Consider the following 23,168-nt stretch of genomic DNA (forward strand, 5'->3'; position numbering starts at 1 on the left):
ATGATTATCTTAGGACTACATCGAGACCCATGGCATAACGCTGGGGTTGCAATCATCAGAGAGGATGCCGAAGGAGTTCGGTTCGCCAGTCTGAGCGAGGAGCGCGCCAATCGGGAAAAGGATTCCCGGAAGTTTCCGCACCGCTCCTTAAAAGCGTGCCTGGATGACCTCGAGATTTCTTCCCCGGAAGAGATCGATCTGGTTGTCTTGGACTACATCGTCAGGCCGGATTGGTCTAACGACTGGTATCGCGAGCCGAGCGAGGCCAACAATTTCTTAAGGGAATTCGATCCCCGGAAAATCAGGGTCATTAACCACCACCTCGCTCATGCCTATGCCGTATTTTACTCCTCCGGCTTCGAGACGGCGGCGGTGTTGATCGTTGATGGCCGCGGTTCGGAGAAAGAAACCCAAAGCCTGTTTGCGGCCACGCAAGACAAGATCGAGCTGATTGAATCAACGACGGCAATCGGGATAGGCCTTCTTTACGCCGCGGTAACCCAGGCCATTGGCTTCGGTTTACTGCAGGAGGGAAAAACGATGGGCCTCGCTCCGTACGGAGCTGCCGTGAACAAGCAGATTTTCCAATTTCCCCGGCGCTATGCCGGGGTGGCGACCGACTATAGTTCGGTCTGTGTGCAGGACAGTTATGAAATGGGCGCGCCGCATGCGCCGATCGTGACCTTCGACGACAAGGCGCGAGCCGCGTTCGAAGTGCAGGAGGAAACCGAAGCGGCTCTTCTCCATCTGGCCGAGCATGCGTTCAATCGAACGGGCGCGGATCATCTCTGTATTTCCGGTGGCGTTGCGCTGAATTCAGTCGCGAATTACAAGGTTCTCCGGTCCGGAATCTTCAAAGATATTTTCATCAATCCCGCCGCTTCCGACACGGGCATCCCGCTGGGCGCGGCTCTCTATGGGTACCACGCGATCTCGAGGAGGAATAAGAGTTACCCAGGAATCTCCCCCTATCTCGGACCGTCGTATTCTGATGAGCGGATCACCGCGGCCATCGAGGCCTATCGGGGTAGCACCTTCAACCAGGAGGCGTTCGAAGGATTTTCGCTCGCGAACCAGAACGCGCTGGAACTAGCTGTGCAGATGCTGGCAGATAACAGAATTGTCGCGCGCTTTCATGGCCGGTCGGAGACGGGGCCGAGGGCGCTCGGAAATCGCAGCATCCTCATGAGCCCGGTGGTTGCGGAGAACAAGGACATTCTTAACCGCGATGTAAAGCATCGGGAGGCATTCCGCCCGTTTGCCCCGGCGATTTTGGAAGAGTTTGCGCATGAGTACTTCGAGATCGACCGCCCGAGCCCCTATATGCTGCTTGTTCCGCCCGCCCGGGAGGGAAAGAGGGATCGCATTCCGGCCGTGATCCACGTTGATGAGACCGGCCGTCTCCAAACGGTCAGCAAAACGTCGAATCAGGATTTCTATTCCTTGATTGAGCAATTCCATCAGAAAACAGGCGTGCCCGTGCTCCTGAACACTTCGTTCAACGTAGCGAACGAGCCCATCGTTGAAACGCCTGAAGATGCGATCCGGTGCTTTCTCAGCACTGGCATTGACGCGTTGCTTATCGGCGACTACCTGCTCGTGAAGGAGAACAAGGCTGGACCGGTATGACAAGATCCTCAGGGGAGAAAATCACCGTCGACACAGGGACAGGCGAGGTGCGAGTGGAGAATGCCGCCGGCGAGGCAATCTACGCGATGGGCACGCCGGAAGCGTTCAGCGCGATTTCGAGGGCCTGGCTAAGGTCTGGCTGGGACGCGAAATATGTTTATAGCTTCACCTGGCTGGGACGGCCAGTCATCCAGCTGCCGGAAGACTTGATTCGCATTCAGGAGGTCATCTATCGCGTCAAGCCGGATGTCATTATCGAAACGGGGGTCGCTCACGGCGGCTCGCTTGTCTTTTATGCTTCGCTCCTGGCTGCGATGGGCCATGGACGCGTCATCGGCCTCGACATAGAAATTCGCCCGCAAAACCGCGCGGCTATCGAAGCCCACCCAATGAGCTCGCGAATCACGCTGATCGAAGCGGATTCAATCCGGCCCGAAACTGTCGATAGAGTGGCGAACGAAATCGGGCGGCCGGGCGCGGCTTTCGTCGTCCTCGACAGCAAGCACACGAAGGATCACGTCCTCTCCGAACTGAAACTCTACTCGCGCTTCGTGACGGTCGATTCCTACATCGTGGTGGCGGACGGGATCATGGAAGCGGTCGCCGGCGCGCCGCGCACGAGTCCTGATTGGACCTGGAATAATCCGCGGAGTGCCATCGCCGAATTTCTCGAAGAGAATCCGGATTTCGAAATCTCGGAGCCAGCCTGGTTATTTAACGAGGGAACCGTTTCCTCTCGCGTGACCTATTGGCCGGACGCGTACCTGCGGCGCATTCGGTGAGGACCTTCAGCGTCGATCACTCGCAGTTCGGCGAGTTTTCGCTTTTCCTCAAAGTCGCGCGTCCCAGGCGTCACGGGCTCATCGTTGATGTCGGGGTCTTGGGAAAGGATGGATCAAACTCCTATGATCTAATGTGGCAGCTTGGATGGCGCGGGATTTTGGTCGAGGCCAATCCGAATTCGTGGGAGGAGATCGAGCGTGATTTTTCGGGGCTGAATTCAACTCTGGTAAGATGCGCGGTTTCGGATGTTGAGGGGCCGGTGGTCTTTCACTTGGGAGTAGTCGACGGCGTATCGTCAATCATTCGCGCCATGGCCGAGGCGTGGGGTCCCTCGAGAGGTGAGGTTGAAGTGCCGGCGCGAAGACTGGGCGATATCCTGGATGAGCAGCAGGTCCCGATGAATTTTGACCTGCTCAGTCTCGATATCGAAGGCATGGATATGCCGGTATTGAACGACCTCATTGCCAATACCAATTACCGCCCACGGTGGATTTTCCTGGAAGCGTCACTTGATTTTCAAACGAAATCGCTGGCCGACCTCGATCTGTTGTCGGCTGTTCAAGACCAATACGAGATCGTGGGGCAGACGGTGCCAAACCTGTTGCTGGCTCACCGCGATGTCCTTTCCATATCCGCCAGGGCCAGGGCGAAGTTCCACCTTTGGCTGGCCAGGTGGAAGAGATCCCGGCAAGCGGGTCCCAGCCTCAAATGATTTCAAGCCGCGGAACCGGAAACACGAAGTGGCCGCCCCACTGTTTGATTCCTTCCATCGTGCGGAGGATTTCCTCTTTCAGGTTCCAGGCGAGAACGAACAGATAATCGGGTTTGGTTTCGAACACATGGACTGGGGCGTGAATGGGAAGGCGCACCCCCGGCATAAGCAATCTCTGCTTATGGGGATTCCGATCCACGACATATTCCATCGATTCTTCGCCGATGTCACAATAGTTGAGGAGTGTGCTCCCTTTCGCCGCGGCTCCGTATCCGGCCACGCGTTTTCCGGCCCGCCGGGCTTCGGTGAAGAAGTCGAGGATGTCCTGCCTGGCTGCGGCGACCGCTGGCGCGAACGCTGAATAGGTAGAGATCTGGTCAAGACCGGCGGTGAGTTCCGCCTCGCGCACCGAAGTATACCCTCCGCCGGCCGTCCGGCCCGCTTCGGTGTGCGATACAAAAAGCCTTAACGAGCCGCCATGGGTCGCGAGCGTTTCCACATCGTAAACCGCCAGATCGTGCCGCAACAGAGCCGCCTCGGCCGCGAGCAACGAGAAGTAAGAGAAATGCTCGTGATAAATCGTATCGAACTGGCGCTCGCTGATCAGCCGCGCGAGATGGGGAAATTCGATGGTGATCGTGCCGGATGGCGCGAGGAGGAGCTTGAGACCGGCGATGAAATCGTTCAGGTCGGGGACGTGGGCCAGGACGTTGTTCGCGACGATAAGATCGGCGGCAAAATCGCTCCGAATACCTCGCGCCGTCTCGCGACCGAAGAATCCGATCTCGGTAGGAATACCTTTTTCGATGGCCGTGTGAGCGACGTTGGCGGCCGGCTCTATACCCAAGACATTCAGCCCGCGTTTCCGAAAGAACTGGAGCAGCGCGCCATCGTTGCTCGCGATTTCCACGATTCGTGATTCAGGACCCAGACGCAGGAGCGGCACCATCTTGCCGACGTAGCGATCGCAATGTTCCAGCCAGGTATCGGAATATGAGGAGAAATACGGATAGTTGGAGAAGATTTTCTCGGGCGAAACGAATTCACCAAGCTGGACGAGAAAGCAGTGGTCGCAGACGTGCGCGTGCAGCGGATAACGCGGCTCCGGGACGTCCGCCTCTTCTGGGTGAATCAAATTATTCGCCAGGGGAGAGACGCCAAGATCGAGGAATGTTGTCGTCAATCCGGCCCCGCAAGAGCGGCAGGTGCGCGGTGCCATGCTTACGTTCCCGTCACCAGGTAGCGTTCGATTTGTTCGCGGCACAACGCTGAGGCGTTGGCGCCACCTTGCCAGCGCCGATACCAGTCAATTGTCCACGCGAGGGTTTCGTCGAATTCGAGCCGCGGACGCCAATCCAGGCGATCTCTCGCCTTGGCGGCATTAAGGCGTAAGATCATTGTCTCGTGAGGATTTGAAGTTTCAGCCGGCCGCCAGCTGGCGCCTTCCTGCCATAGCTCCTTCGACAGGCGGACTACTTCTTCCACGGAACGTGCCTGGTTTTCGTCAGGTCCGAAGTTCCAGGCTTCGGCGAAAAGATTCGGCTCGTTCCAGAGCCGTTCCGCCAGGGCAAGATATCCGATCAACGGCTCCAGAACATGAATCCACGCCCGGACCGCGCTGGGGTTCCGGATTTGTGCCGGAACCCCGCTTGTGAAGGCACGGACCAGATCGGGAATGAGTCGATCTTGGGCCCAGTCCCCACCCCCAACGACATTGCCGGCGCGCGCGGTTGCCAGGCCCACGGGCTGGGGTTGGCTGGTGAAAAAGGAGAGACGCCAACTCGCGACGGTCAATTCCACACAAGCCTTGCTGCTGCTATAAGGGTCATGGCCGCCGAGCTCATCAGTTTCACGATAGGCTACAGGGAGATTCACGTTTCGATACACTTTGTCGCTGGTTACGACCACGATGCCGCGGACCGAAGGCGTGGAGCGAAGGGCCTCGAGCAGGTGGGTTGTCCCCATCACGTTAGTCGAGTAAGTCTCGACCGGTTGCGCGTAGGAACGTCGGACGAGCGATTGAGCGGCGAGGTGAAACACGATCTCGGGCTCTGCCTCCCCCACTTTGCGCGCGAGCAGATCCCGCTCTCGGATATCGAGGCAGTGAGATTGCGGATGATCCGGTAATCCAAGAATGGCGGATAAGCTGGGATCAGTATCTGGCGGCAAACCAATTCCGGTCGGTTCGGCGCCCAGGGCCAGCAGGAGCTGCCAAAGCCAGGCTCCTTTGAAACCGGTGTGCCCGGTTACAAGGACGCGGCGCCCATTCCAGAACTGCGGCGAAGGGTTCACCATGTCCTGCGAAGAGTGCGCCTTCGATTCGCGGAATTCTTCACAGCCATCCTCCCGGGAAAGATATCTGTGGGCATGAGTGAGTTTGCATAATTGGCCACGAGGTAGCAATTCGCAATCAAGGCAGGGAGATGCTACACCTCAGGCACTGATTCAGAGTTTATCGGATTGAATCGAACGAACGTCGATGATGGCTGAGAAGTCAGGAGAACAAAGCGAGTTGTTTGCGCCGGAACCGCCCTGGCCGGCACCGGAGCTCGGCGATTGCTATTTTTATCACAGTCTTGATTTCCCGGACGGCACGTCGATTCAAGGGTGTTGGGACATTCGCGGTCGCTTCGACGAGTACATTGGTCGATACCCGCTCGCCGGGAAGACCGTCCTTGATGTCGGCACCGCAACCGGATTCCTGGCCTTTTCCGCGGAAGCAGCCGGCGCGCGGGTTACGGCCTTGGATGCACGCGACTCCGGGCAGTTCGAACGAATTCCTTTTAGTGATTCGCTCTATCATCGGGATCGATCCGCCTGGATCAAAGACTTTGAGGCGACGAGTCACCGGCCGCTGAGGAATGGCTTTTGGCACGCCTGGCACAGGCTCCAAAGCAAGGTGGAAGTGATATACGCGTCCGCTGGCAAGCTCCATTCCTGGGATCGCCGGTTCGACGTCGTCCTCGCTGGGGCCATTATCGAACATCTCGCTGATCCAGTTTCGGCGATTGGAAATATGGCTCGGCTGGCGAACGAGGCCGTCATTATTGCCTTTACCGACGTGCATGATTCAGAAGAATTGATCATGCGCGCCAATGGCGACTGGTCGAACCCCGCCTGCGATTATGAATGGTGGGCTCTCTCTCGCGGTCTTTACTGTCAGGTGCTCAAGAATCTTGGGTTTGAGATGGAGATCACCGCGTGCACCGCTCTTTGTAATCCCAACCCGTTTAACGACCTGAGTGCTCCGCAGGAAGTTACCCGACCGACAATTATTGCACGCAGGGTAAAAGTGAAGCCGCCAACCGGTGTCTCGCCCTGATTCAGGGGATGCTGGCTGACTGTTTATTGGATGCGACAGAAATTTCAACACGATGCAAACCGAATCCCAGTTTGCGAATATCGTCACTGAGGCCAAGCTCCACCGGGCTGTCACAATGGTCGAAGGCAAAGATGGTCCGTAGTTTTATCGATGACAATTCCGCCGGAATAGTGATCGGACCAAGTTCGAGGGCGACGGCTTCAGTTTCAATCGGAGCCTCATGCTCAAAGAGGATCAGCGAATCGTGTTCGATAAGAAGCCGCAGTCTTCTGGGTGGGTGAAATAGCTGTCCGTGGATCGAGATCCGAAGGGGACCACAAACCTCTCCGCTCAAGGGGAGGAACAGGTCCGAGCGCGGCCCGTCCGACCAGACGCCCCAACTTTCGATGTTGCTCCAGCCCAGTCCGAGGAGAATCGCACCGTTTCCCGCAGCGGAGAAATCCAGGATGGTTTGAACGGAATTATCGAGAGCAATGACTTCGATTTGGTTCGGTTCGACTAGAAAACGGGAGGAATCAATGGCCGGCTTCGGCATGAGGCGATCGAGTATCTTCGTGGCATCGAACACATTCGAGGCCGCGGCCGACTGTCCGTCCACGGTCTCCAGGATAGTGCCCAGAGCAGCTTGATGGCGACCCGGGCGCGGGCGCGCAGGCCTGGGTCCAGGCGGGACTATGTCACGCTCATCAATCGTTAGGCCGTTCCGTTTCGCAATCTCCCGGCAATGTTCCAGAACGAGGTCATACTCTTCGGGGATGTCGTTGAGAGACTGGAGGGCTGCCTGCAGCATGGCCACATAATCGAACTCGGGTTCCCCATCCGGGAACACCCTCTCTTTCACGATCAAAAACTCATTTCCGACCGCGAGCGGGAAACTATGACTGGGGACCATCGTGGGATGGATTGGAATACCACTCCCGAAGGCGCTGCTCTTGATCTTGGTTTGTAACTCTGGCTTTCCACTTCCAAAGTTATGGCCGGTGCTATGGCGGGAAACTCCGCTGATAGAGAGCGGACGGTTACAACGAAGAAATTGGCTCGAATAACAAAGATTGATTACTCCCGATACCACATCGGGCATCGATCCAATGAAGTAGCGGTCGTGCGATTGATAAACCCTTTCAATCAATCTCCGGGAGACAAAAGAGTTATAGATCATTGGTAACTCAATGTAGTAATCCCGAAAGTGATAGGTAGGATAAAGGGTTGCCCGAGAGCTCTTCAAAGTGCATTCCAACTCCGTGCCGTAGATTGCGATAATCTTGTCCCGGGCATCGGCTTCGAAAAAGTCGGGCCAAAAATACAGGGCTGGGCGCCAGGAAAGGATCCCGGCGGGTTGCTTTTCCAGAAGGTGGCGAGCAATCATGCATGCCTTCGGGAGCAAGCCGTCATCATCGCCCAGAACAAATAAATAGTCGCCTGTCGCCCGCTGAAGGGCGCGCTCCCAGTTTTCAGTCATCCGCACCGGCTCAATTGTTTTGAACGAAAGGATCCGGGGGTCGTCGAACTCGGCGAGGACCCCGGCGGTCGCCGGATCATCCCCGCTCTCGTGCACAATGATCTCCAGGTCTCGCTCTTCCTGAGCAACCACCGTTCTTAAGGCATGGCGCAGGGTATCAGGACGGGCCCGGGTGGGGATGATCACTGAAAACATCGGCCTGGATGAAAGCGACATAGCAGTTGATCAGGATAATAGAGCTCGCCATTTCGCCTGGAAAACATCGGTGGAAAAAGCCCGCGCCCGCTCTTGTCCCCGGGCGCGCATTTCCTCCAATCGCGACTCAGGCAGGGACGCCAAGTGCAAGGTCCGCTCGGTTAATTCAGCAGTTGTCTCAAACGTCCAGCCATCGTGCCCGGAAGTGACTATTTCCGACGGTCCCCCTTGGGCAAGAACCAAGGGTAGGCAGCCCGCCGCCATCGCCTCGACCACGGTGATTCCGAAATGCTCGAATTTTTCCGGTTCCGTTAGCGGGTCAGCTCCGATTCCCGCTCCGTGCCAGTAACAAAGGCATTCGGAATAGAGCCGGCCAATCTCAGCCCGCGACGCGTTCGGGTAAAATTTGACGGACAATCCCTCCGCGAGGCGGAGGCATTTGTCATACATCGCGTAACGCGTCTCGCCTTGATAAATTGCTCCAGCCAGATGGAGCGACCATCCCTGGCCGTCTAATTCTCGAAACGCCTCGATCAGTGCGTCCTGGCATTTGCTGCCCACATCGAAAAAACGGCCCACGGAGAGGATAGACTTGGGCTCTCTTTGATTCACCTCTCGCTCCGGCGAGATAAGGTCAGCGGCCGGATGGATTATCTGGATCGGTTTGGCCGGGGCGGAGAGTTCCGCCAGGCGGGCGCTCAGATGCGCTTTCGCGTATTCCGAGTAGACGACAATACTTTCGCAATGGGAAAGGTAGATGAGTCTTATCGCGAGATCGTTGAGCTGCATCGGGAAAGGGAACTGGCAGACGAAGAAATTCCGGTCCGCTATCCCAGGTACCTGGGGCAGCGGTTCGTTCCCGAACGCGACCGCGTAGTTAAAAGGTCTGCCTAGAGCGCGAGTGTGAGCGTCTTCCCAGGATGTCGGAATAATGTGATCGGCCCAGATCCCCAACTCGGGGCCTACCGCGGCAATGGCCGCAACTGGCATTGCCATAGGAGTAACAAGGTAAACTTGATAGGTATTCCGAAAAGCCTCGGCGATCCCGAGAATGTAGCGAGTTCCGCCCCCAGCGATAAGCTCGTAGGGTGTGAACAGGGCTAACGTTTTCATTGTTTGAACTGCGGATCGATCAAACCTGGATAGTCACACGGACTCGATTGTTGGACAATGGCAGGCGATCTGCCGCTCCGGGTTGGAATCCGCGATGGGCTGCCTACCAAACCTTCCACGGAGCGTTGCCTCCGTTCCAAAGGTTGTTCAGCAAAAGAAACTCCCGATAAGTATCCATCGGTTGCCAGAAGGTCTCATGCTTGTAAGCTGCCATTTGACCTTCCGCCGCGAGCTTTTGGAGCGGTTCCTCTTCCAGGATCAGGCCTGGCGGTCCTTCCAAGTATCGAAAGAGCGATGTGCTGCAAACCATGTAGCCGCCATTGATATATCCGCTCTCGGTCTGGGGCTTTTCGTTAAAGCCGCAGACCGTTGAATCGTCGTTCAAACTCAGCTCGCCAAACCTCCCCGGGGGATGCACCGCGGTTACCGTGCAAATTTTTCCCTTCTCGTGATGAAATTTGATTGATGCCGGGATGTCGATGTTTCCAACACCGTCGCCGTAAGTGAGAAGAAACGTGTCATCAGGGTCCACGTATTTCCGGATTTGAGACACCCGGTCTCCGGTCGGTGAATCCTCGCCCGTATCGGCCAGCGTAACTTGCCAGTCTTCCTCCGCATGCCTGGTGTGAAACTCCGCTTTGGGATCCTGTCCGAGATGAAGAGTCGTGTCGCACGTGTTCCAGAGATAGTTCCGGAAATACTCCTTAATCATCTCGCCCTTGTATCCGAGGCAAAGGACAAACTCGTTGAAACCGTGATGAGAGTAGGTCTTCATGATATGCCAGAGGATAGGGCGATCGCCGATGGGCAGCATCGGTTTTGGACGGAACTCCGTTTCGGTCTGGAGACGGGTTCCCTTGCCGCCGCAAAGGATAACTACTTTCATCGTCGCGTCCGTTGGTCCATGCTTGTCTGCAAATGGTGAAGCGGACCCTCCCCGGGCCCGCGGTTTGATAATAGGCCGCCCGGATCAGGCAACGCCACTGAATTTTGCCGACGTTCCTCGGCGACGAGCGACAAAACGCCTAAAAGCAAATACGGCCTGAGCGTTAGTGACGCTCAGGCCGTATCGTTAACGATCAGCGAGTTCCTCCCGGTTGGAGGCTACGCGCCCAAAATGTGCCGCCTATTTGACGGTGATGACGTTGCTGACATTTCCGTCAGTCCCGTTACCGCGGAATCGATTGTTGTTGGCCGATTCGGCCGTGCCACCGCCGATGCCGGTGGTGTTGTTGAAGAAGTCGTTGTTCGTCAGGCGAATGGTGCCGCCGGCGATATTCGCGCCGGTGCCGCAGTTGGCGAACATGCTGTCCGAGACGTTGACCTGGCAGCCGGTGTTGGCGCGAACGCCGCCGTTGGCGCCCGTCACTCCGGCGAACATGGAATTGCGAACGGTGACGAAGGCGTTGGAGGTGGTATTAACCCCGCCCGTCAGCGTGTTGAAACGGCAATTGTCGACCTGGGCGACGGCGAAACCCGCGCTGGTGGTCACCAGCATGCCGGTGCCGACGTTATCGAAAACGCAATCCTCCACCCGCAGGCTGGTTGTGGTCGCCGCCGAGCCCTGGGTAATGCCGGTGGTAGAGACGTTCTCGAATTGGCAATGCTCGATGATCAATTGCGCGGCTTTGATGTAATTGATGCACTGGGTTGCCCCGACGGTTGGGCTCTGAATCGCGCCATTGAAGGTGAGATTGCGCAGAATCACCACCGCATCGCTAACGTGAGTGCCGCCTGTGACGTTGACGACGAATCCACTCGGAGATCCAGCAGAGAGAGTATGACCCCAGCCCGACCCTGTCCCGCCATCGACCGTGATGGCTTTGGTGATGGTGAGCGTTCCGTATCCGGCTGGATCGAGGGGATCGATTTCGCCCCCTTCCGCGGTCTTCGAGATCGCGCCGGCCCATGTTTTGCAGGGAGCGGTGCGGCTGCATGGATTGACGTCGTCGCCGACGCCGGAAACCCACGTGCGAGTGGCCTGGGCAAAGGCCCCCGTTGAAAAGCCCACAACGAGTGCGAGGCCCAAAGCTAAGCGAAGTGTTCTGGGAATTCTGGAGAAGTGCATAAGTAGTTGGTGTTAAGTTTTTTTTGTTAACTGACGTTGAGCCGCCATCGTAGGGATTCTGGAGGAAAGGGTCAAGCATAAATTTGGGCGCCCGTCGTTGCCCGCGCGCCTCAGCCTGGGGAGGAATCCTCCGCGCGAAACAGTGTGAAAACGCTTCCGCCTTGCGGGATCCGTTTTTTGCCAAACCAAGCCGTTCCCGCCGTGAATCAGCGATACGAGGTTCGAGTCGCCTGGAGCGAAGCGGTGAAAAACGGCCGATCCCTTCCTTGTCGGGCAAACCGATCATTGACTCCCCTGCCTGTTGCTGAAAGACATTACCATGCCGGAGACCCTCGAAGAGATTGCGAGGCGCATCTGCGCCAATGCCGACTTTACTGCCAAGCCGGTCACGTTTTATGCAATCTACGATCGATATTTCAGCGGGTTATCTGATCGGGCGATAACGCTATTAGAGCTTGGCGTTTATACAGGAGAATCGCTCAAGGTTTGGGCTTCTTATTTCCGCCATGGGACTATCATTGGGGTCGACATCGAGGAGAGCGCAGCAGATTTTTCTGGTTACCCGAACATCGTTTTTGAGCTTGGAGATCAAGCTAACCAGGATCGCTTGAGGGAAATCCTTCGTATTCATGCGGCGGATGGGGTCGACATCATCGTCGACGACGCGTCGCACATTGGACTTAACAGCCTGGCCTCTTACGAAATCCTCTTCCCGTATTTGAAGCCGGGCGGCCTTTACATCATTGAAGACTAGGGGACAGGATATTTCGACGATTGGCCGGATGGCGGTCATTTGCAGGGTTTCCGCCCCGAGTCGGTCGATGGTCAGATTGCCAAGCGCATGCCCAGCCATGACTTCGGCATGGTTGGCTTTGTTAAGTGTCTGGTAGATCAAGTGGCTGGCGCTAACGTAAAGCCTTCCCACGCGGCCCCCCCGACCCGCTTGGGTACCATGTCGTATCTGCACTTTTACCAGGAAATGGTAATCATTGAGAAGAAGCCCCTCTCAACGGCGGCCAGCGGTTAGGTAATATTCGAAGCTGGAGACGATTATCCGCGAGAGCAATCCCGCACTGGTAGCGGGGGCACCGCGCTCAGGTTGACACTTTCGCGACTGGCAGCATTGTCGCTCTCGTGCCGGCCAATTTTAGTGAATGGAAGAGAGTCTTTGTTTCCGGCGGCGCCGGCTTCATCGGGAGCCATCTGGTTCGATCATTATTGGAACGCGATCGGACTGAACGCGTGGTTATCTTCGACAACTTTACGTCAGGCCAGCAATCGTATGTCGCGGAGGCCTGTCGGGACCCGCGGGTTGAAGTGGTTAGGGCCGACCTCAAGGAACTCGGCGCGGTGAGCGCCGCGATGGCCGGCTGTGACACGGTGTTCCATTTGGCCGCAAATCCCGATATCGCGAAGGCAGTCACCCAGCCGGACATCGATTTCTGGGAGGGAACTTATCTCACTCAGAATGTCCTCGAGGCGATGCGAACGAACCGCGTTCGCAAGATTCTGTACACGTCCGGCAGCGGTGTGTATGGCGAAAATCCGAGCGTTGCTTTCAGGGAAGATTACGGGCCGGCGATCCCGATTTCGACCTATGGCGCGAGCAAACTCGCCTGCGAAGGGCTGATCGCATCCTATTGCCATATGTTCGAGTTAACGGGAAGGGCCTTCCGTTTTGCCAATGTGGTGGGCGGGCGTCAGACCCATGGCGTCGGGTATGATTTTGTCCGCCGCTTGCAAGCCGACCCGGCGCGGCTACGCATCCTGGGCGACGGCACCCAACGAAAAAGCTACATCCATGTGGAGGACGTCCTCGCCGCTATTCGCCTCGCCGACGAGCACACGACCCGGTCATATGATGTCTTCAACGTAGCGACCGACGACTACATTACGGTCCGCGAGATCGCTGATCTCGCCGTTGAAGTCAGCGGAATTGCACCGGGGACAACGAGCTACGAATTCACGGGCGGCGATCGCGGCTGGAAGGGCGATGTTCCAGTGGTTCGCTTCGATTGCTCGAAAATCAAGAGCCTCGGATGGCAGGCCCGGCGAACCTCGGCCGAAGCAGTCACCGCGGCGATGAGAGCCATGCTCGAGGAACTGCGGCATGGCTGAAGAGATTCCGGTCATTGAGCACTGCCTCCCGGTGAATTCAGAGCCGGGGCCCGTCGAAGTGAGCATCGTCGTCCCGGCCTTGAATGAAGAGATCACGGCAGGCGAATTTGTGGACTGGTGTAAACAGGGCCTGGAACGAGCGGGCGTGAAAGGCCAGATTCTGATCGTAGATAGCTCCACCGACAAGACACCGGAGATCGTTCTTGCGCATGGAGGAGAAGTCCTCCGCACTCCAAAGCGTGGCCTGGGCCGCGCTTACATCGACGCGGCCCGCTACATTCGGGGAAAGTGGATCATTATGGGTGACGCCGACCTCACCTATGATTTCCGCGAGCTCACCCCTTTCGTGGAAGCTTTTCGGAACGGCGCCGAGTTTGTCATGGGGAGCCGGTTTCGGGGCAGCATCGAGAAAGGAGCGATGCCGGGATTACACCGGTATTTTGGCACCCCTTTCACGACCTGGATTTTGAACCGGATCTACGGGAGTCGTTATTCGGACATCCATTGCGGGATGCGGGGCTTGACGCGAGCGGCCCTGGAACGAATCGATCTGAAGTCGCAGTCGTGGGAGTACGCCAGCGAGATGGTTCTAAAAGCGGCCCGCCTGAAGCTGAGGATCGCTGAGGTCCCGGTAAAATTCTACAAGGACAGAGAAGGGCGATTCAGTCATCATCGGCGGATGGGCTGGCTTTCGCCCTGGATTGCTGGCTGGCTGAATCTCAAAGTCATGCTGGTTTACACTCCCGACTCCTTCTTGCTTAGGCCGGGCGTTGTTCTTACCCTGATCGGCGCCTTCATCGCCATCGCCTTGTCCAAGGGGCCTGTCACGGTCGGTGGCGTTGGCTTTAGTCTCTACTGGATGCTGCTGGGAGTAACCTTTGTAACTCTGGGTTATAGCTCGATTCAAATCGGCGTGCTGGCGCGCGTCATGCACGGACTGCGCCCGCAGTCACTCCGACGCCTTCGCCAGATTCTGACTTACGATCGCGGTATGCTTCTGGCCGGGAGTTGTGTCTTTCTGGGAGCTGTCCTTCTCAGTATCCTGATCTATCACTATCTGACTTCTGAATTCATGCTGTTTGAAATCTCGCATCCGGCCATTTTTGGATTGCTCCTGATTATCGTCGGGTTCCAAACTTTTTGCTTTACCCTCTTACTGGAGATGGCGCAACGAGTGGCGCCAGAGCAGAAGCTTTGACCGCGCGAGCAGACGAGGCCTATGGACAAAAGGGCCTGACTTTTTTGGACCGAGCCGGGGTCTGGCTGTCTCAACGCGCGATCTCGCGTCACCTGCCAAAGCGCGCGAACCTGAGAGTGCTGGAATTGGGTTGCGGATACCGTGCCACGCAACTGGTGGCGATGGCTCCGTATCTGGAGGCCGGTGTCGGCGTGGACTTCCGCCTCGCGCCGGAGCTGGCCGGGCTGGAGAAATTCGCCTTCCATCAGGGAACAATCGAAGAAACTCTGCCGAAGCTGACAGCAGAGAGTTTCGACGTGGTGATGCTTATCTCGGTCCTGGAGCACTTGCGCGATCCCCTCCTGGTTATCGAGTCGTGCCTTGGCTTGCTCAAGCCGGCGGGGGTGCTTCTTATTAATGTCCCGACGTGGCTGGGTAAGGGTTTCCTGGAGTTTTCCGCCTTCCGACTGGGCTGGAGTTCAAAGACCGAAATGGAGGACCATAAAATGTATTACGACAAACGCGATCTCTGGCCCTTGCTAGTGCGGGCCGGGTTCAAACCGAGCTCCATCCACCTGCATTATCACAAGTTTCGCCTTAACCTCTTTGCCGTGGCCCGGCGCGAAGATGTCTAGCCAATCGCCTGTTTCACCGGACGATTGGGACGCGCACTGGAAACATTACGCCGCGTCCGCCGCCGAAAACCCGGCGCAGCGGATGCGCCATGAAATTATCGCAAGACTGCTCTGTGAAGATGCCGGCAAAGGCGCGATGTCCGTTTTCGACCTCGGCAGCGGCCAGGGCGATCTCGTTCAAAAGCTCGCCCCATTACTCCCCGAGGCGCGATTTGTGGGTGCGGAGCTCAGTGAAAGCGGCGTCGCTATTTCTCAACGAAAGGTTCCGGGCGCGACCTTTCTGGTGGCTGATATTTTTCGGCCGCCCTCCGAGTTAAACCAATTTTCCGGCTGGGCGACGCACGCGGTTTGTTCCGAGGTGCTGGAGCATGTGGACGATCCAGTCGCGTTCCTGGAGCGCGCCGGGACATATCTGGCGGCGAAGGCGCGACTGATTGTCACCGTGCCGGGAGGTCCCATGTCGGCGTTCGACCGGCATATCGGGCATCGCCAGCATTTCGATCGCAGCAAGATTCGATCTGTCCTGGAGCGAGCAGGCTACTCCGTTGAGCGGACCTACCTGTCAGGGTTTCCATTCTTTAATCTCTATCGGCTGATGGTCATCGCGCGCGGCGAGCGCCTCGCGCAGGATGTCGAGTCGGCCGGCGCCTGGAGGTCGTCGGGCCCCGCGAGCGCTGCGATGAAACTGTTTCGGGTTCTTTTTCATGCTAATCTTCTCGACTCACCTTTTGGCTGGCAGGTAGTAGCTACGGCTCGGAAAACTTCCTCATGATCATTACCCGCTCGCCTCTTCGAATCTCGCTTGGCGGCGGGGGCACCGATCTGCCTTCGTATTATAAAGAGCACTCCGGGTTCCTGATTGCGGCCGCGATCGACAAGTACGTCTATATCAACGTCCACCGCCGGTTCGTAGAAGGTTTTCTGCTCAAGTACTCCCACCTGGAAGAGGCCGATGCCATCGATGAAATCAAACATCCTATTATCCGGGAGGCGCTCAAGCTGGTTAACATCCAGGAGCGCAACCTCGAGATCACAAGCATGGCTGATATCCCCGCGGGAACCGGGCTGGGCTCATCGGGCAGCTTTACGACCGCGTTGCTCAAAGCCTTTCATGCTTTAAGGAAGGATCTGGTGCATCCAGCCGAGCTGGCGGAGCAAGCCTGCTGCATCGAGCTGGAGAAACTGGGCGAACCGATCGGAAAGCAGGACCAGTATATCGCGGCCTTTGGCGGGATCACCTGCTTTCGCTTTCTCCCGGATGGCCGGGTGGAAGCCGCGCCTCTGAAGATTTCGGAGGAGACTTTGTACAACCTCGAGGACAATCTCCTGCTCTTCTTTACCGGATACTCGCGAGCCGCCTCCGCCATTCTCCAGGAACAGGATGTCCGAAGTAAACAGGCCGATCCGGTGATGACCGAGAACCTTCACTTTACCAAGGAACTCGGGAAGCAAAGCCAGGTAGCCCTGGAAGCAGGCGATCTGGAGGAGTTCGCGCGCCTTATGGATGTCCACTGGCAGCGAAAGAAGGAGCGCTCGAAGGGGATGAGTAACACCGACATCAACGCCTGGTACGATTGCGCCATGGCCAACGGCGCGCTGGGCGGGAAGCTCATCGGCGCGGGTGGCGGCGGCTTCCTGATGTTTTATGCCGGCGACAAAATCAGGCTCCGGCATGCCATGCGCGACAAGGGTCTCACTGAAGTGCGCTTCCGTTTCGATTTTGAAGGAACGCGGATCCTTAATCAATGAGCGCGCCGGATAGGTCGAGCCTGGCGGACTGGCCGGTCGCCATTCTGGCTGGCGGGCTGGCGACCCGATTGAGGCCGGTGACAGAGAAAATTCCGAAAGCTCTCGTCTCGGTGGCTGACCAGCCCTTCCTCGCGCATCAATTGCGGCTGTTGCGGAGCGCCGGAATTCGGAAAGTCATCCTCTGTGTCGGTTACCTCGGAGAGATGATCGAGTCGGAGTTTGGCGATGGAGGCAGCTTCGGAATGGAATTATCCTACTCGTTTGACGGGCCCACTTTGCTCGGCACCGGCGGCGCCCTGAAAAACGCGCTTCCGCTGGCCGGCGAGAAATTCCTCGTCTTATATGGCGATTCCTATTTGCCGATTGATTATGCGGCGCCGATCGGGGCGTTTGCCGCCAGCGGAAAACTGGGTTTGATGACGGTATTCCAAAACGCCAACCGCTGGGACTCGAGCAACGTTTGGTTCGAGGCCGGGGAAATCAAAAGCTACGACAAGGAAAACCGCACGCCCGAGATGAAATATATCGATTACGGACTGGGAATCCTGAGAGCCGAAGCTCTCGCGCCCTGGCCTAACGACAGGCCTTTCGACCTCGCGGAGGTCTACCAGGATTTAATCGGCCGGAGGGAGCTCGCCGGCTTCGAGGTCGGGCAGCGTTTTTATGAGGCCGGCTCCCGGGAAGGACTCGCCGAGCTTGACGCCATGCTTCGCGGCCAGCAACTCTCCGTCACCTTATGAGCTATTCCGAACAACATCTTCGCGAAACCGCCGAAGTGGTCGCGGGGCTCGATGCTGCGCTTTGTGAAAAAGCCGTCGAGCTTCTGGCCAGCGTGCGAGCTCGCGGCGGCCGGCTCTTCATTTTGGGCGTTGGCGGCAGCGCCGCGAACGCTTCCCACGCGGTGAACGATTTTCGCAAGATCGCCGGCATGGAATGCTACGCCCCGACCGATAACGTTTCCGAGCTCACCGCGCGCACGAACGACGAAGGCTGGAGCACGGTTTTCGTGGAATGGCTGAAAGGCAGCCGCCTGAACGGGAAAGATGCGCTGCTCGTCTTCTCGGTCGGCGGCGGCGACGTGGAAAGAAATGTCAGCCCGAATCTGGTCGCGGCCTTGCAGCTGGCGAAGGAACGGGAGAGCGCCATTCTTGGAATTGTCGGCCGGGACGGCGGCTTCACCGCGAAGGTTGCGGATGTCTGCATCATCATTCCGACCGTGAACCCAATGAATACCACGCCTCACGCCGAGGCATTTCAAGCCGTCGTCTGGCACCTCTTCGTTTCGCATCCCGCGCTTAAGGCGGCACAGACGAAATGGGAGAGCACGAAGTAAAAAAACGCGCGGTCTTTCTGGACCGGGACGGAGTGCTCAATCGGCCGGTGGTCCGCGACGGACTTTCCTTTCCACCGGCGCGGCTCGATGATTTCGAGCTCTATCCGGACGCGGTTGAGGGTTGTGAAAAGCTTAAGGACGCCGGCTTCCTCCTCATCGTGGTGACCAACCAACCCGATGTGGGGCGCGGCACGCAGACGCGAGAGGTCGTTGAAGCAATCCATGCGAAACTGCGCACCCTCCTTCCCTCACTCGATGGGATCGAAGTTTGTTTCCACGGCGGCGCGACTCATGGCGATCCGTGCGATTGCCGGAAGCCCGCGCCCGGCATGCTGCAACGCGCAGCCGCAGCTCATGGAATCGATTTGAAACGAAGCTTCCTTATCGGTGATCGCTGGCGCGACGTCGATTGCGCCCACGCGGCCGGCTGTCGCGCGATCTTTATTGACCACGGCTATCGTGAAGCCCTGCGGCAGACGCCGGAGTTTACGGTGGCGAACTTCAGGGACGCAGTCCTCGCGGTCTTGCAGGCAGCGAATGCCTGAACCTGCTTTCGATCAGTCGCTACAAGTAGTGAGGCATTGCCTCCCGGAAGTAACGCAAAGTAGACTCGAGGGTGTCGCGCAACTTTCGTTGCGGTGTCCAGCCCAGTTCGGTCCGGATCTTCGAGAAATCGCCGTAGTAATCGCCGATGTCGATCGCGCGTCGATCCGTTGGGAACTCGCGAATCGCGTATTCGCCAGAACCATTAATCTCGACCATCAACTTCGCCAGGCTTTCGAGATCGAGAACTTCGGGGCCGCCCAGATTATAGACCTGGCCGCTGGTAGAAGGGTTCGCCGCGGCCAGAAGAAAAGCGTCCACCGCATCTTCGACGTCGGTAAAGTCGCGGAGTTGCTTGCCGCCCCAGACTTCGATCGGCTTGTCTTCGATTAGCTGCCGCACCCAAAGACCAACGAAGGTCTGCCGGGCATCCTTGATCCGCATTCGTGGCCCGATCGTATTGGTCAGGCGCAACGCCGTAGCGGGAATTCCGTAAAGGTCGCTGTAAAGAAGATGATATTTTTCTCCGGCCATCTTGTTGATCCCATTCACATCCACCGGATTGATTGGGTGACTCTCGGTCACCGGAAGGTGATTGGGCCGTCCGTAAATCTGACGCGTGCTGGCAAAGACGATTTTGATTTTAGGATTGTAAGCGCGGCAGGTTTCGAGAATCGAAAGCTGCGCCTGGCAATTGATCTCCAAATCGGGCATGGGATTGCGCATCGAATCGAGATGGCTGGTTTGCCCGGCCAGGTTAAACAAGTAGTCCTTGCCTTGGACGAGGTAGCGCAGGCTATGGGTGTCGCGGACGTCCGAGACGTTGACCTGAATGCGGTCCTGCAAGCCTTCGATGTTGTGGAGATTGCCGCCGTAATCCGGAATCAGGCTGTCCACCACCGTGATGACGGCGCCAAAGCTCTCCAGACGCCGGGCAAGATTCGAACCGATAAAGCCGAGGCCTCCCGTTATCAGGACGCGCGCTCCGTTAAACTCGCTCTTCATGGCTCGCTAAATTTTCCAATCGTTGCAGGCGGCGATGACAGCATCAACTTCCGTCTCAGTCAAAAACGGATGGATCGTGAGCGAGAGTTCGCATTCAGCGAAGCGGCGGGCCTTGCCCAGTTCCAATCGCTTCTCCCACGAGCCGTCTCGCAGCGCCGGCTGCTCGCAGATCAGGCGGGGATAATGAACGCCGGTCGTGATGCCGCAGGAATCAAGATAACTTCGGAGCTGATCGCGAGAGCCTTCGGCGGCAAGAATAGGAAAGAGGTGCCAAACCGCTTTCATCGCCGGATCGGGCGAGAGGAGTTGAATAGACGGATTCCGGATCTGTTCGAGATATTTGTGGGCCGTGCGTCGCCGTGCCTTGGTCCATTGTTCCAGATTCGGCAGAAACGCATCCCGCAGCACCGCCGCATGCAGCTCATCGAGCCGGCTATTCAATCCGGGGGTGGAATGGAGATAATGGGACGACTGACCGTAATTTCTCAGGTTCCTGGCTTTCTCCGCCAGGGCCGCGTCGTTCGTTAAGAGCGCACCGGCGTCTCCCATCGCTCCCAGATTCTTGGTTGGATAAAAACTGGTCGCCGCCATCTGGCCGACGGTTCCAGCGGCGATATTCCCAAACGACGCGCCAATGCATTGCGCGCAATCCTCCACGATTTGCAATCCGAAATCTGTCTTGAGCCGGGCGAGTTCCGGCATTGGCAAAGCGAATCCATAGAGGTGAACCGGCACGAGAAAGCGGATCGAGCGGTCCTGGGCCAACACCTCGCGGCATTGCCGCAGATCGATGCAACCGGAGTCGTCGACATCGACAAACACGGGAACACCTCCCGCTCGAACGATCGCGAGCGTCGTCGCGAAAGCCGAAAGAGGTGTGGTCAGGACTTTCTCTCCCCGCTGGAGGTCCAGGCAGCGCAGAGCGATTTCGAGGGCGTCGAGGCCGTTACCCGTTCCAATTACGTGGGACACCCTCCAAAATTCCGCGAGCGACGCCTCAAACGCTTCGACTTCCTTACCAAGAATATACCAGCCGCTCTCCCCTACTCTGCGGACCGCTTCCAGGGCCGGCCCTTCCACGAACTCCCACTGACGCTTAAAGTCGTTCTGAAGAATCATTCGCCGGTTTGAAAGATTGGACCCGCTGGCTTCGGGAATCGCATAAGCTTCCGCCATCGCCGAAGCAAGACAATCGAAGGTCTGGTCCGGCATTTTTGCGGTTGGCAATTGCCCGGGCATCTGTTCAATGCACCCAGCAGGATGAAGAATCTTTGGGACCCCACCGAGGCCGGCAAATGCAAAACCGATTTGGAGCTGCGCGTTTACAGCTCCCGGTTGCTGGGGTGCGACGATACCCTCGTTCTCCACGGCGGCGGCAACACTTCCGTGAAAGTGAAGGAGCGGAATGCGGTCGGAGACGAAGAGGAAATCCTTTACGTCAAAGGCAGCGGCTGGGATTTGGAAACCATCGAGGCCGGTGGATTCGCGCCCGTGCGGATGGCGCCTTTGCTCAAGCTCGCCCGGCTCGATGCGCTCTCCGATCCGCAAATGGTGAACGAGCTGGCCACGAGCGTTACTCGGGCCAATGCCCCCGCTCCCTCGGTCGAAACAATTTTGCACGCGGTCATCCCGCACAGGTTCGTCGATCACACCCACGCCGATGCGGTGCTCGCCGTCACGAACACCGACGACGGCGAAGCGCGGGTCCGGGAGATCTACGGCAACGAGGTGATTATCGTGCCCTACGTCATGCCGGGCTTCGAATTGGCCCGGGTCTGTGCCGGAAGAATCGAGAGTGAATTGACGCCATCGACAATAGGGATGGTCTTGTTGAAGCACGGGATCTTTTCGTGGGGAGCTACCGCCGAGGAATCCTATGCGAGGATGATTTCGTTGGTGGAGCGGGCAGAGAATTATTTGAAGAGGCAGGGCGCCTGGGAGTTTCCAGCGCCAGAGAAAACAGGTCCCATAGGTCGGATGGGACCTGTGCTCGCTGCGCTTCGCTCCGAAATCGCGCGGACCGCCGGCTTTCCGGTGATACTTTCCACCTCCTCCGACCCTAAGGCGCTCGCCTTTTCACGCTCGAAAAAAATCCAGCAGATTTCGCAGCGGGGGCCGGCCACGCCCGATCACATCCTGCGCACCAAGCGGCTGCCGTTGCTTGGACGCGACGTGAATGCGTATGCCGCTGCCTACCGCGAATATTTTTCCCGGAATTCTCCGCGCGCCAAAGAAGTCAAGACCATGCTCGATCCGGCGCCGCGGGTCATTCTCGATCACGAACTCGGAATGTGCACCGTTGGGCGCTCCGCGAAGGAGGCCGGGATTGCGCGCGACCTTTACTCGCACACCATCGAAGTAATCACGAGAGCGGAAGCGCTTGGGGGTTATCGCGCCTTGCCCGAAGAAGAGTTGTTTGAATTCGAGTATTGGGACCTGGAACAGGCGAAGTTGCGCCGGGCCGGGAAGCCGGCGGTTTTCGCGGGCGAAATTGCCTGCGTAACCGGGGCGGCGTCGGGAATCGGAAAAGCCTGCGTGACGGCTCTGCTCAAGCGGGGCGCCGCTGTGATCGGTCTCGACGTCGCTTCCGAAATCGAGACAAGCATTGCGGCCCGCCCGGATTATCTGGGACTCCAATGCGACATAACGTCCGAAGAGGCCGTTGGCGCCGCCCTGGAAAAAGCGATCCGAACTTTCGGCGGGTTGGACATGCTCATTCTGAACGCCGGCGTTTTCCCTGCCGGAACGCCGATCGAGTCGCTCGACCATTCGGAATGGCGCCGCGTCTTCTCGGTAAACCTCGACGCGAATCTAAATTTGATGCGCGAATGTTATCCCCTGCTCAAGCTCGCGCCAAACGGCGGGCGACTCGTCGTGATCGGTTCGAAAAACGTGGCCGCTCCGGGGCCGGGCGCAGCGGCGTATTCCGCCTCAAAGGCGGCGCTCACCCAGCTCGCGCGCGTCGCAGCTTTGGAATGGGGCGCCGCCGGGATCCGCGTGAACACGCTGCATCCCAACGCTGTCTTCGACACCGGGATTTGGACGGACGAAGTGCTCAAGGCCCGTGCCGCGAGTTATGGCTTATCGGTCGACGAGTACAAACGGAACAACGTTCTCAGGACTGAAGTCACGAGCAGAGACGTCGGGGAGCTCGCGGCCGAGTTGTGTGGACCGGCCTTTGCAACGACCACCGGCGCGCAGATTCCCGTCGATGGCGGGAACGAGCGCGTGATCTGACCGGAAGACAATTGGACCGCGGATTACGCGGATTTCTCGGATGGGGAGAATCAGGAGCTCTTTTCTTTATCCGTGCAATCCGCGTAATCC

22 protein-coding genes are annotated in these 23,168 nt (G+C 57.7%); 14 read left to right on the plus strand and 8 right to left on the minus strand.

Annotation, left to right across the window (positions count from 1 at the left end; genetic code table 11):
• The 3 genes from VJU77_09255 to VJU77_09265 are packed head-to-tail and all read left to right on the plus strand — an operon-like array spanning position 1 to position 3,124.
• Entirely contained in the window at positions 1-1,629 is a 1,629-nt protein-coding gene (locus VJU77_09255; GenBank protein HKP03531.1) for a carbamoyltransferase C-terminal domain-containing protein, read from the plus strand.
• Positions 1,626-2,411: a CmcI family methyltransferase gene (locus tag VJU77_09260; GenBank protein ID HKP03532.1), complete on the plus strand. Its 786-nt coding sequence runs from the start codon at positions 1,626-1,628 to the stop codon at positions 2,409-2,411. Before VJU77_09255 ends, VJU77_09260 begins: the two co-directional genes overlap by 4 nt.
• A complete protein-coding gene (locus tag VJU77_09265; GenBank protein HKP03533.1) occupies positions 2,408-3,124 on the plus strand; it encodes an FkbM family methyltransferase in 717 nt (238 codons plus the stop codon). Before VJU77_09260 ends, VJU77_09265 begins: the two co-directional genes overlap by 4 nt.
• On the opposite strand, the gene VJU77_09270 is transcribed toward VJU77_09265, so the two are convergent.
• Together VJU77_09270 and rfbG are read right to left on the minus strand one after the other, a co-directional pair.
• Positions 3,117-4,343 carry a class I SAM-dependent methyltransferase gene (locus tag VJU77_09270; protein ID HKP03534.1) on the minus strand — a complete coding sequence of 409 codons (1,227 nt, stop codon included), beginning with the start codon at positions 4,341-4,343 and terminating at the stop codon, positions 3,117-3,119. The two genes, VJU77_09265 and VJU77_09270, sit on opposite strands and share 8 nt — an antisense overlap.
• A gap of 2 nt (positions 4,344-4,345) precedes the next feature.
• Positions 4,346-5,419 (minus strand): CDP-glucose 4,6-dehydratase, encoded by a 1,074-nt coding sequence (rfbG, locus tag VJU77_09275; GenBank protein ID HKP03535.1) that lies wholly within the window; start codon positions 5,417-5,419, stop codon positions 4,346-4,348.
• A gap of 184 nt (positions 5,420-5,603) precedes the next feature.
• Between rfbG and VJU77_09280 the strand changes: the two genes are divergently transcribed.
• Complete coding sequence (locus VJU77_09280) at positions 5,604-6,446, plus strand: methyltransferase domain-containing protein (GenBank protein ID HKP03536.1); 843 nt, start codon at positions 5,604-5,606, stop codon at positions 6,444-6,446.
• A 1-nt stretch (position 6,447) separates the two neighbouring features.
• Here the strand turns inward: VJU77_09280 and VJU77_09285 are convergent, their stop codons facing one another.
• From VJU77_09285 to VJU77_09300, 4 genes are all read right to left on the minus strand, one after another.
• The gene (locus VJU77_09285) at positions 6,448-8,121 is read right to left on the minus strand and encodes a glycosyltransferase (GenBank protein HKP03537.1); all 1,674 of its coding nucleotides are present in this window, start codon (positions 8,119-8,121) and stop codon (positions 6,448-6,450) included.
• 9 nt (positions 8,122-8,130) lie between these two features.
• Complete coding sequence (locus VJU77_09290; protein ID HKP03538.1) at positions 8,131-9,213, minus strand: glycosyltransferase family 4 protein; 1,083 nt, start codon at positions 9,211-9,213, stop codon at positions 8,131-8,133.
• A 103-nt stretch (positions 9,214-9,316) separates the two neighbouring features.
• A complete protein-coding gene (rfbF, locus tag VJU77_09295; protein ID HKP03539.1) occupies positions 9,317-10,099 on the minus strand; it encodes a glucose-1-phosphate cytidylyltransferase in 783 nt (260 codons plus the stop codon).
• 240 nt (positions 10,100-10,339) lie between these two features.
• Complete coding sequence (locus VJU77_09300; protein ID HKP03540.1) at positions 10,340-11,224, minus strand: hypothetical protein; 885 nt, start codon at positions 11,222-11,224, stop codon at positions 10,340-10,342.
• Positions 11,225-11,600: 376 nt separating this feature from the next.
• On the opposite strand from VJU77_09300, the gene VJU77_09305 reads away from it, so the two are divergent.
• The 9 genes from VJU77_09305 to VJU77_09345 all read left to right on the plus strand — a co-directional run bounded on the left by VJU77_09305 (position 11,601) and on the right by VJU77_09345 (position 18,838).
• The gene (locus tag VJU77_09305; GenBank protein HKP03541.1) at positions 11,601-12,035 is read left to right on the plus strand and encodes a class I SAM-dependent methyltransferase; all 435 of its coding nucleotides are present in this window, start codon (positions 11,601-11,603) and stop codon (positions 12,033-12,035) included.
• A gap of 380 nt (positions 12,036-12,415) precedes the next feature.
• Positions 12,416-13,399, plus strand: coding sequence for an NAD-dependent epimerase/dehydratase family protein (locus VJU77_09310; protein HKP03542.1), 984 nt, complete (start codon positions 12,416-12,418; stop codon positions 13,397-13,399).
• The gene (locus VJU77_09315; protein HKP03543.1) at positions 13,392-14,597 is read left to right on the plus strand and encodes a glycosyltransferase family 2 protein; all 1,206 of its coding nucleotides are present in this window, start codon (positions 13,392-13,394) and stop codon (positions 14,595-14,597) included. Before VJU77_09310 ends, VJU77_09315 begins: the two co-directional genes overlap by 8 nt.
• A gap of 44 nt (positions 14,598-14,641) precedes the next feature.
• Positions 14,642-15,211 (plus strand): methyltransferase domain-containing protein, encoded by a 570-nt coding sequence (locus VJU77_09320; protein ID HKP03544.1) that lies wholly within the window; start codon positions 14,642-14,644, stop codon positions 15,209-15,211.
• On the plus strand, positions 15,204-15,983 hold the full coding sequence (locus tag VJU77_09325; protein HKP03545.1) for a class I SAM-dependent methyltransferase: 780 nt from the start codon (positions 15,204-15,206) through the stop codon (positions 15,981-15,983). The genes VJU77_09320 and VJU77_09325 overlap by 8 nt, the downstream gene beginning before the upstream one ends.
• Positions 15,980-16,960 (plus strand): galactokinase, encoded by a 981-nt coding sequence (locus VJU77_09330; protein HKP03546.1) that lies wholly within the window; start codon positions 15,980-15,982, stop codon positions 16,958-16,960. Before VJU77_09325 ends, VJU77_09330 begins: the two co-directional genes overlap by 4 nt.
• Complete coding sequence (locus VJU77_09335) at positions 16,957-17,700, plus strand: nucleotidyltransferase family protein (protein ID HKP03547.1); 744 nt, start codon at positions 16,957-16,959, stop codon at positions 17,698-17,700. Before VJU77_09330 ends, VJU77_09335 begins: the two co-directional genes overlap by 4 nt.
• On the plus strand, positions 17,697-18,293 hold the full coding sequence (locus VJU77_09340) for an SIS domain-containing protein (protein ID HKP03548.1): 597 nt from the start codon (positions 17,697-17,699) through the stop codon (positions 18,291-18,293). Before VJU77_09335 ends, VJU77_09340 begins: the two co-directional genes overlap by 4 nt.
• Entirely contained in the window at positions 18,275-18,838 is a 564-nt protein-coding gene (locus VJU77_09345) for an HAD family hydrolase (protein ID HKP03549.1), read from the plus strand. Before VJU77_09340 ends, VJU77_09345 begins: the two co-directional genes overlap by 19 nt.
• Before the next feature lie 19 nt (positions 18,839-18,857).
• On the opposite strand, the gene VJU77_09350 is transcribed toward VJU77_09345, so the two are convergent.
• Positions 18,858-19,841 carry an NAD-dependent epimerase/dehydratase family protein gene (locus VJU77_09350; protein HKP03550.1) on the minus strand — a complete coding sequence of 328 codons (984 nt, stop codon included), beginning with the start codon at positions 19,839-19,841 and terminating at the stop codon, positions 18,858-18,860.
• A 6-nt stretch (positions 19,842-19,847) separates the two neighbouring features.
• Positions 19,848-21,080 (minus strand): DegT/DnrJ/EryC1/StrS family aminotransferase, encoded by a 1,233-nt coding sequence (locus VJU77_09355; GenBank protein HKP03551.1) that lies wholly within the window; start codon positions 21,078-21,080, stop codon positions 19,848-19,850.
• A gap of 21 nt (positions 21,081-21,101) precedes the next feature.
• On the opposite strand from VJU77_09355, the gene VJU77_09360 reads away from it, so the two are divergent.
• Positions 21,102-23,078 (plus strand): bifunctional aldolase/short-chain dehydrogenase, encoded by a 1,977-nt coding sequence (locus VJU77_09360; protein HKP03552.1) that lies wholly within the window; start codon positions 21,102-21,104, stop codon positions 23,076-23,078.
• The last annotated feature ends 90 nt before the right edge of the window (positions 23,079-23,168 follow it).

Source organism: Chthoniobacterales bacterium (assembly GCA_035274845.1).
Taxonomy (GTDB): domain Bacteria; phylum Verrucomicrobiota; class Verrucomicrobiia; order Chthoniobacterales; family UBA10450; genus AV80.

Excerpts from the sequence above, each read along its gene's own strand:
- VJU77_09350 (HKP03550.1), bottom strand. The coding sequence starts at position 19,841 with ATGAAGAGCGAGTTTAACGGAGCGCGCGTCCTGATAACGGGAGGCCTC.
- VJU77_09340 (HKP03548.1), top strand. The coding sequence starts at position 17,697 with ATGAGCTATTCCGAACAACATCTTCGCGAAACCGCCGAAGTGGTCGCG.
- VJU77_09355 (HKP03551.1), bottom strand. The coding sequence starts at position 21,080 with ATGCCCGGGCAATTGCCAACCGCAAAAATGCCGGACCAGACCTTCGAT.
- VJU77_09290 (HKP03538.1), bottom strand. The coding sequence starts at position 9,213 with ATGAAAACGTTAGCCCTGTTCACACCCTACGAGCTTATCGCTGGGGGC.
- VJU77_09335 (HKP03547.1), top strand. The coding sequence starts at position 16,957 with ATGAGCGCGCCGGATAGGTCGAGCCTGGCGGACTGGCCGGTCGCCATT.
- VJU77_09360 (HKP03552.1), top strand. The coding sequence starts at position 21,102 with ATGAAGAATCTTTGGGACCCCACCGAGGCCGGCAAATGCAAAACCGAT.
- VJU77_09305 (HKP03541.1), top strand. The coding sequence starts at position 11,601 with ATGCCGGAGACCCTCGAAGAGATTGCGAGGCGCATCTGCGCCAATGCC.
- VJU77_09330 (HKP03546.1), top strand. The coding sequence starts at position 15,980 with ATGATCATTACCCGCTCGCCTCTTCGAATCTCGCTTGGCGGCGGGGGC.
- VJU77_09285 (HKP03537.1), bottom strand. The coding sequence starts at position 8,121 with ATGTCGCTTTCATCCAGGCCGATGTTTTCAGTGATCATCCCCACCCGG.
- rfbF (HKP03539.1), bottom strand. The coding sequence starts at position 10,099 with ATGAAAGTAGTTATCCTTTGCGGCGGCAAGGGAACCCGTCTCCAGACC.
- VJU77_09325 (HKP03545.1), top strand. The coding sequence starts at position 15,204 with ATGTCTAGCCAATCGCCTGTTTCACCGGACGATTGGGACGCGCACTGG.
- VJU77_09260 (HKP03532.1), top strand. The coding sequence starts at position 1,626 with ATGACAAGATCCTCAGGGGAGAAAATCACCGTCGACACAGGGACAGGC.
- VJU77_09345 (HKP03549.1), top strand. The coding sequence starts at position 18,275 with ATGGGAGAGCACGAAGTAAAAAAACGCGCGGTCTTTCTGGACCGGGAC.
- VJU77_09315 (HKP03543.1), top strand. The coding sequence starts at position 13,392 with ATGGCTGAAGAGATTCCGGTCATTGAGCACTGCCTCCCGGTGAATTCA.
- rfbG (HKP03535.1), bottom strand. The coding sequence starts at position 5,419 with ATGGTGAACCCTTCGCCGCAGTTCTGGAATGGGCGCCGCGTCCTTGTA.
- VJU77_09255 (HKP03531.1), top strand. The coding sequence starts at position 1 with ATGATTATCTTAGGACTACATCGAGACCCATGGCATAACGCTGGGGTT.
- VJU77_09280 (HKP03536.1), top strand. The coding sequence starts at position 5,604 with ATGATGGCTGAGAAGTCAGGAGAACAAAGCGAGTTGTTTGCGCCGGAA.
- VJU77_09270 (HKP03534.1), bottom strand. The coding sequence starts at position 4,343 with ATGGCACCGCGCACCTGCCGCTCTTGCGGGGCCGGATTGACGACAACA.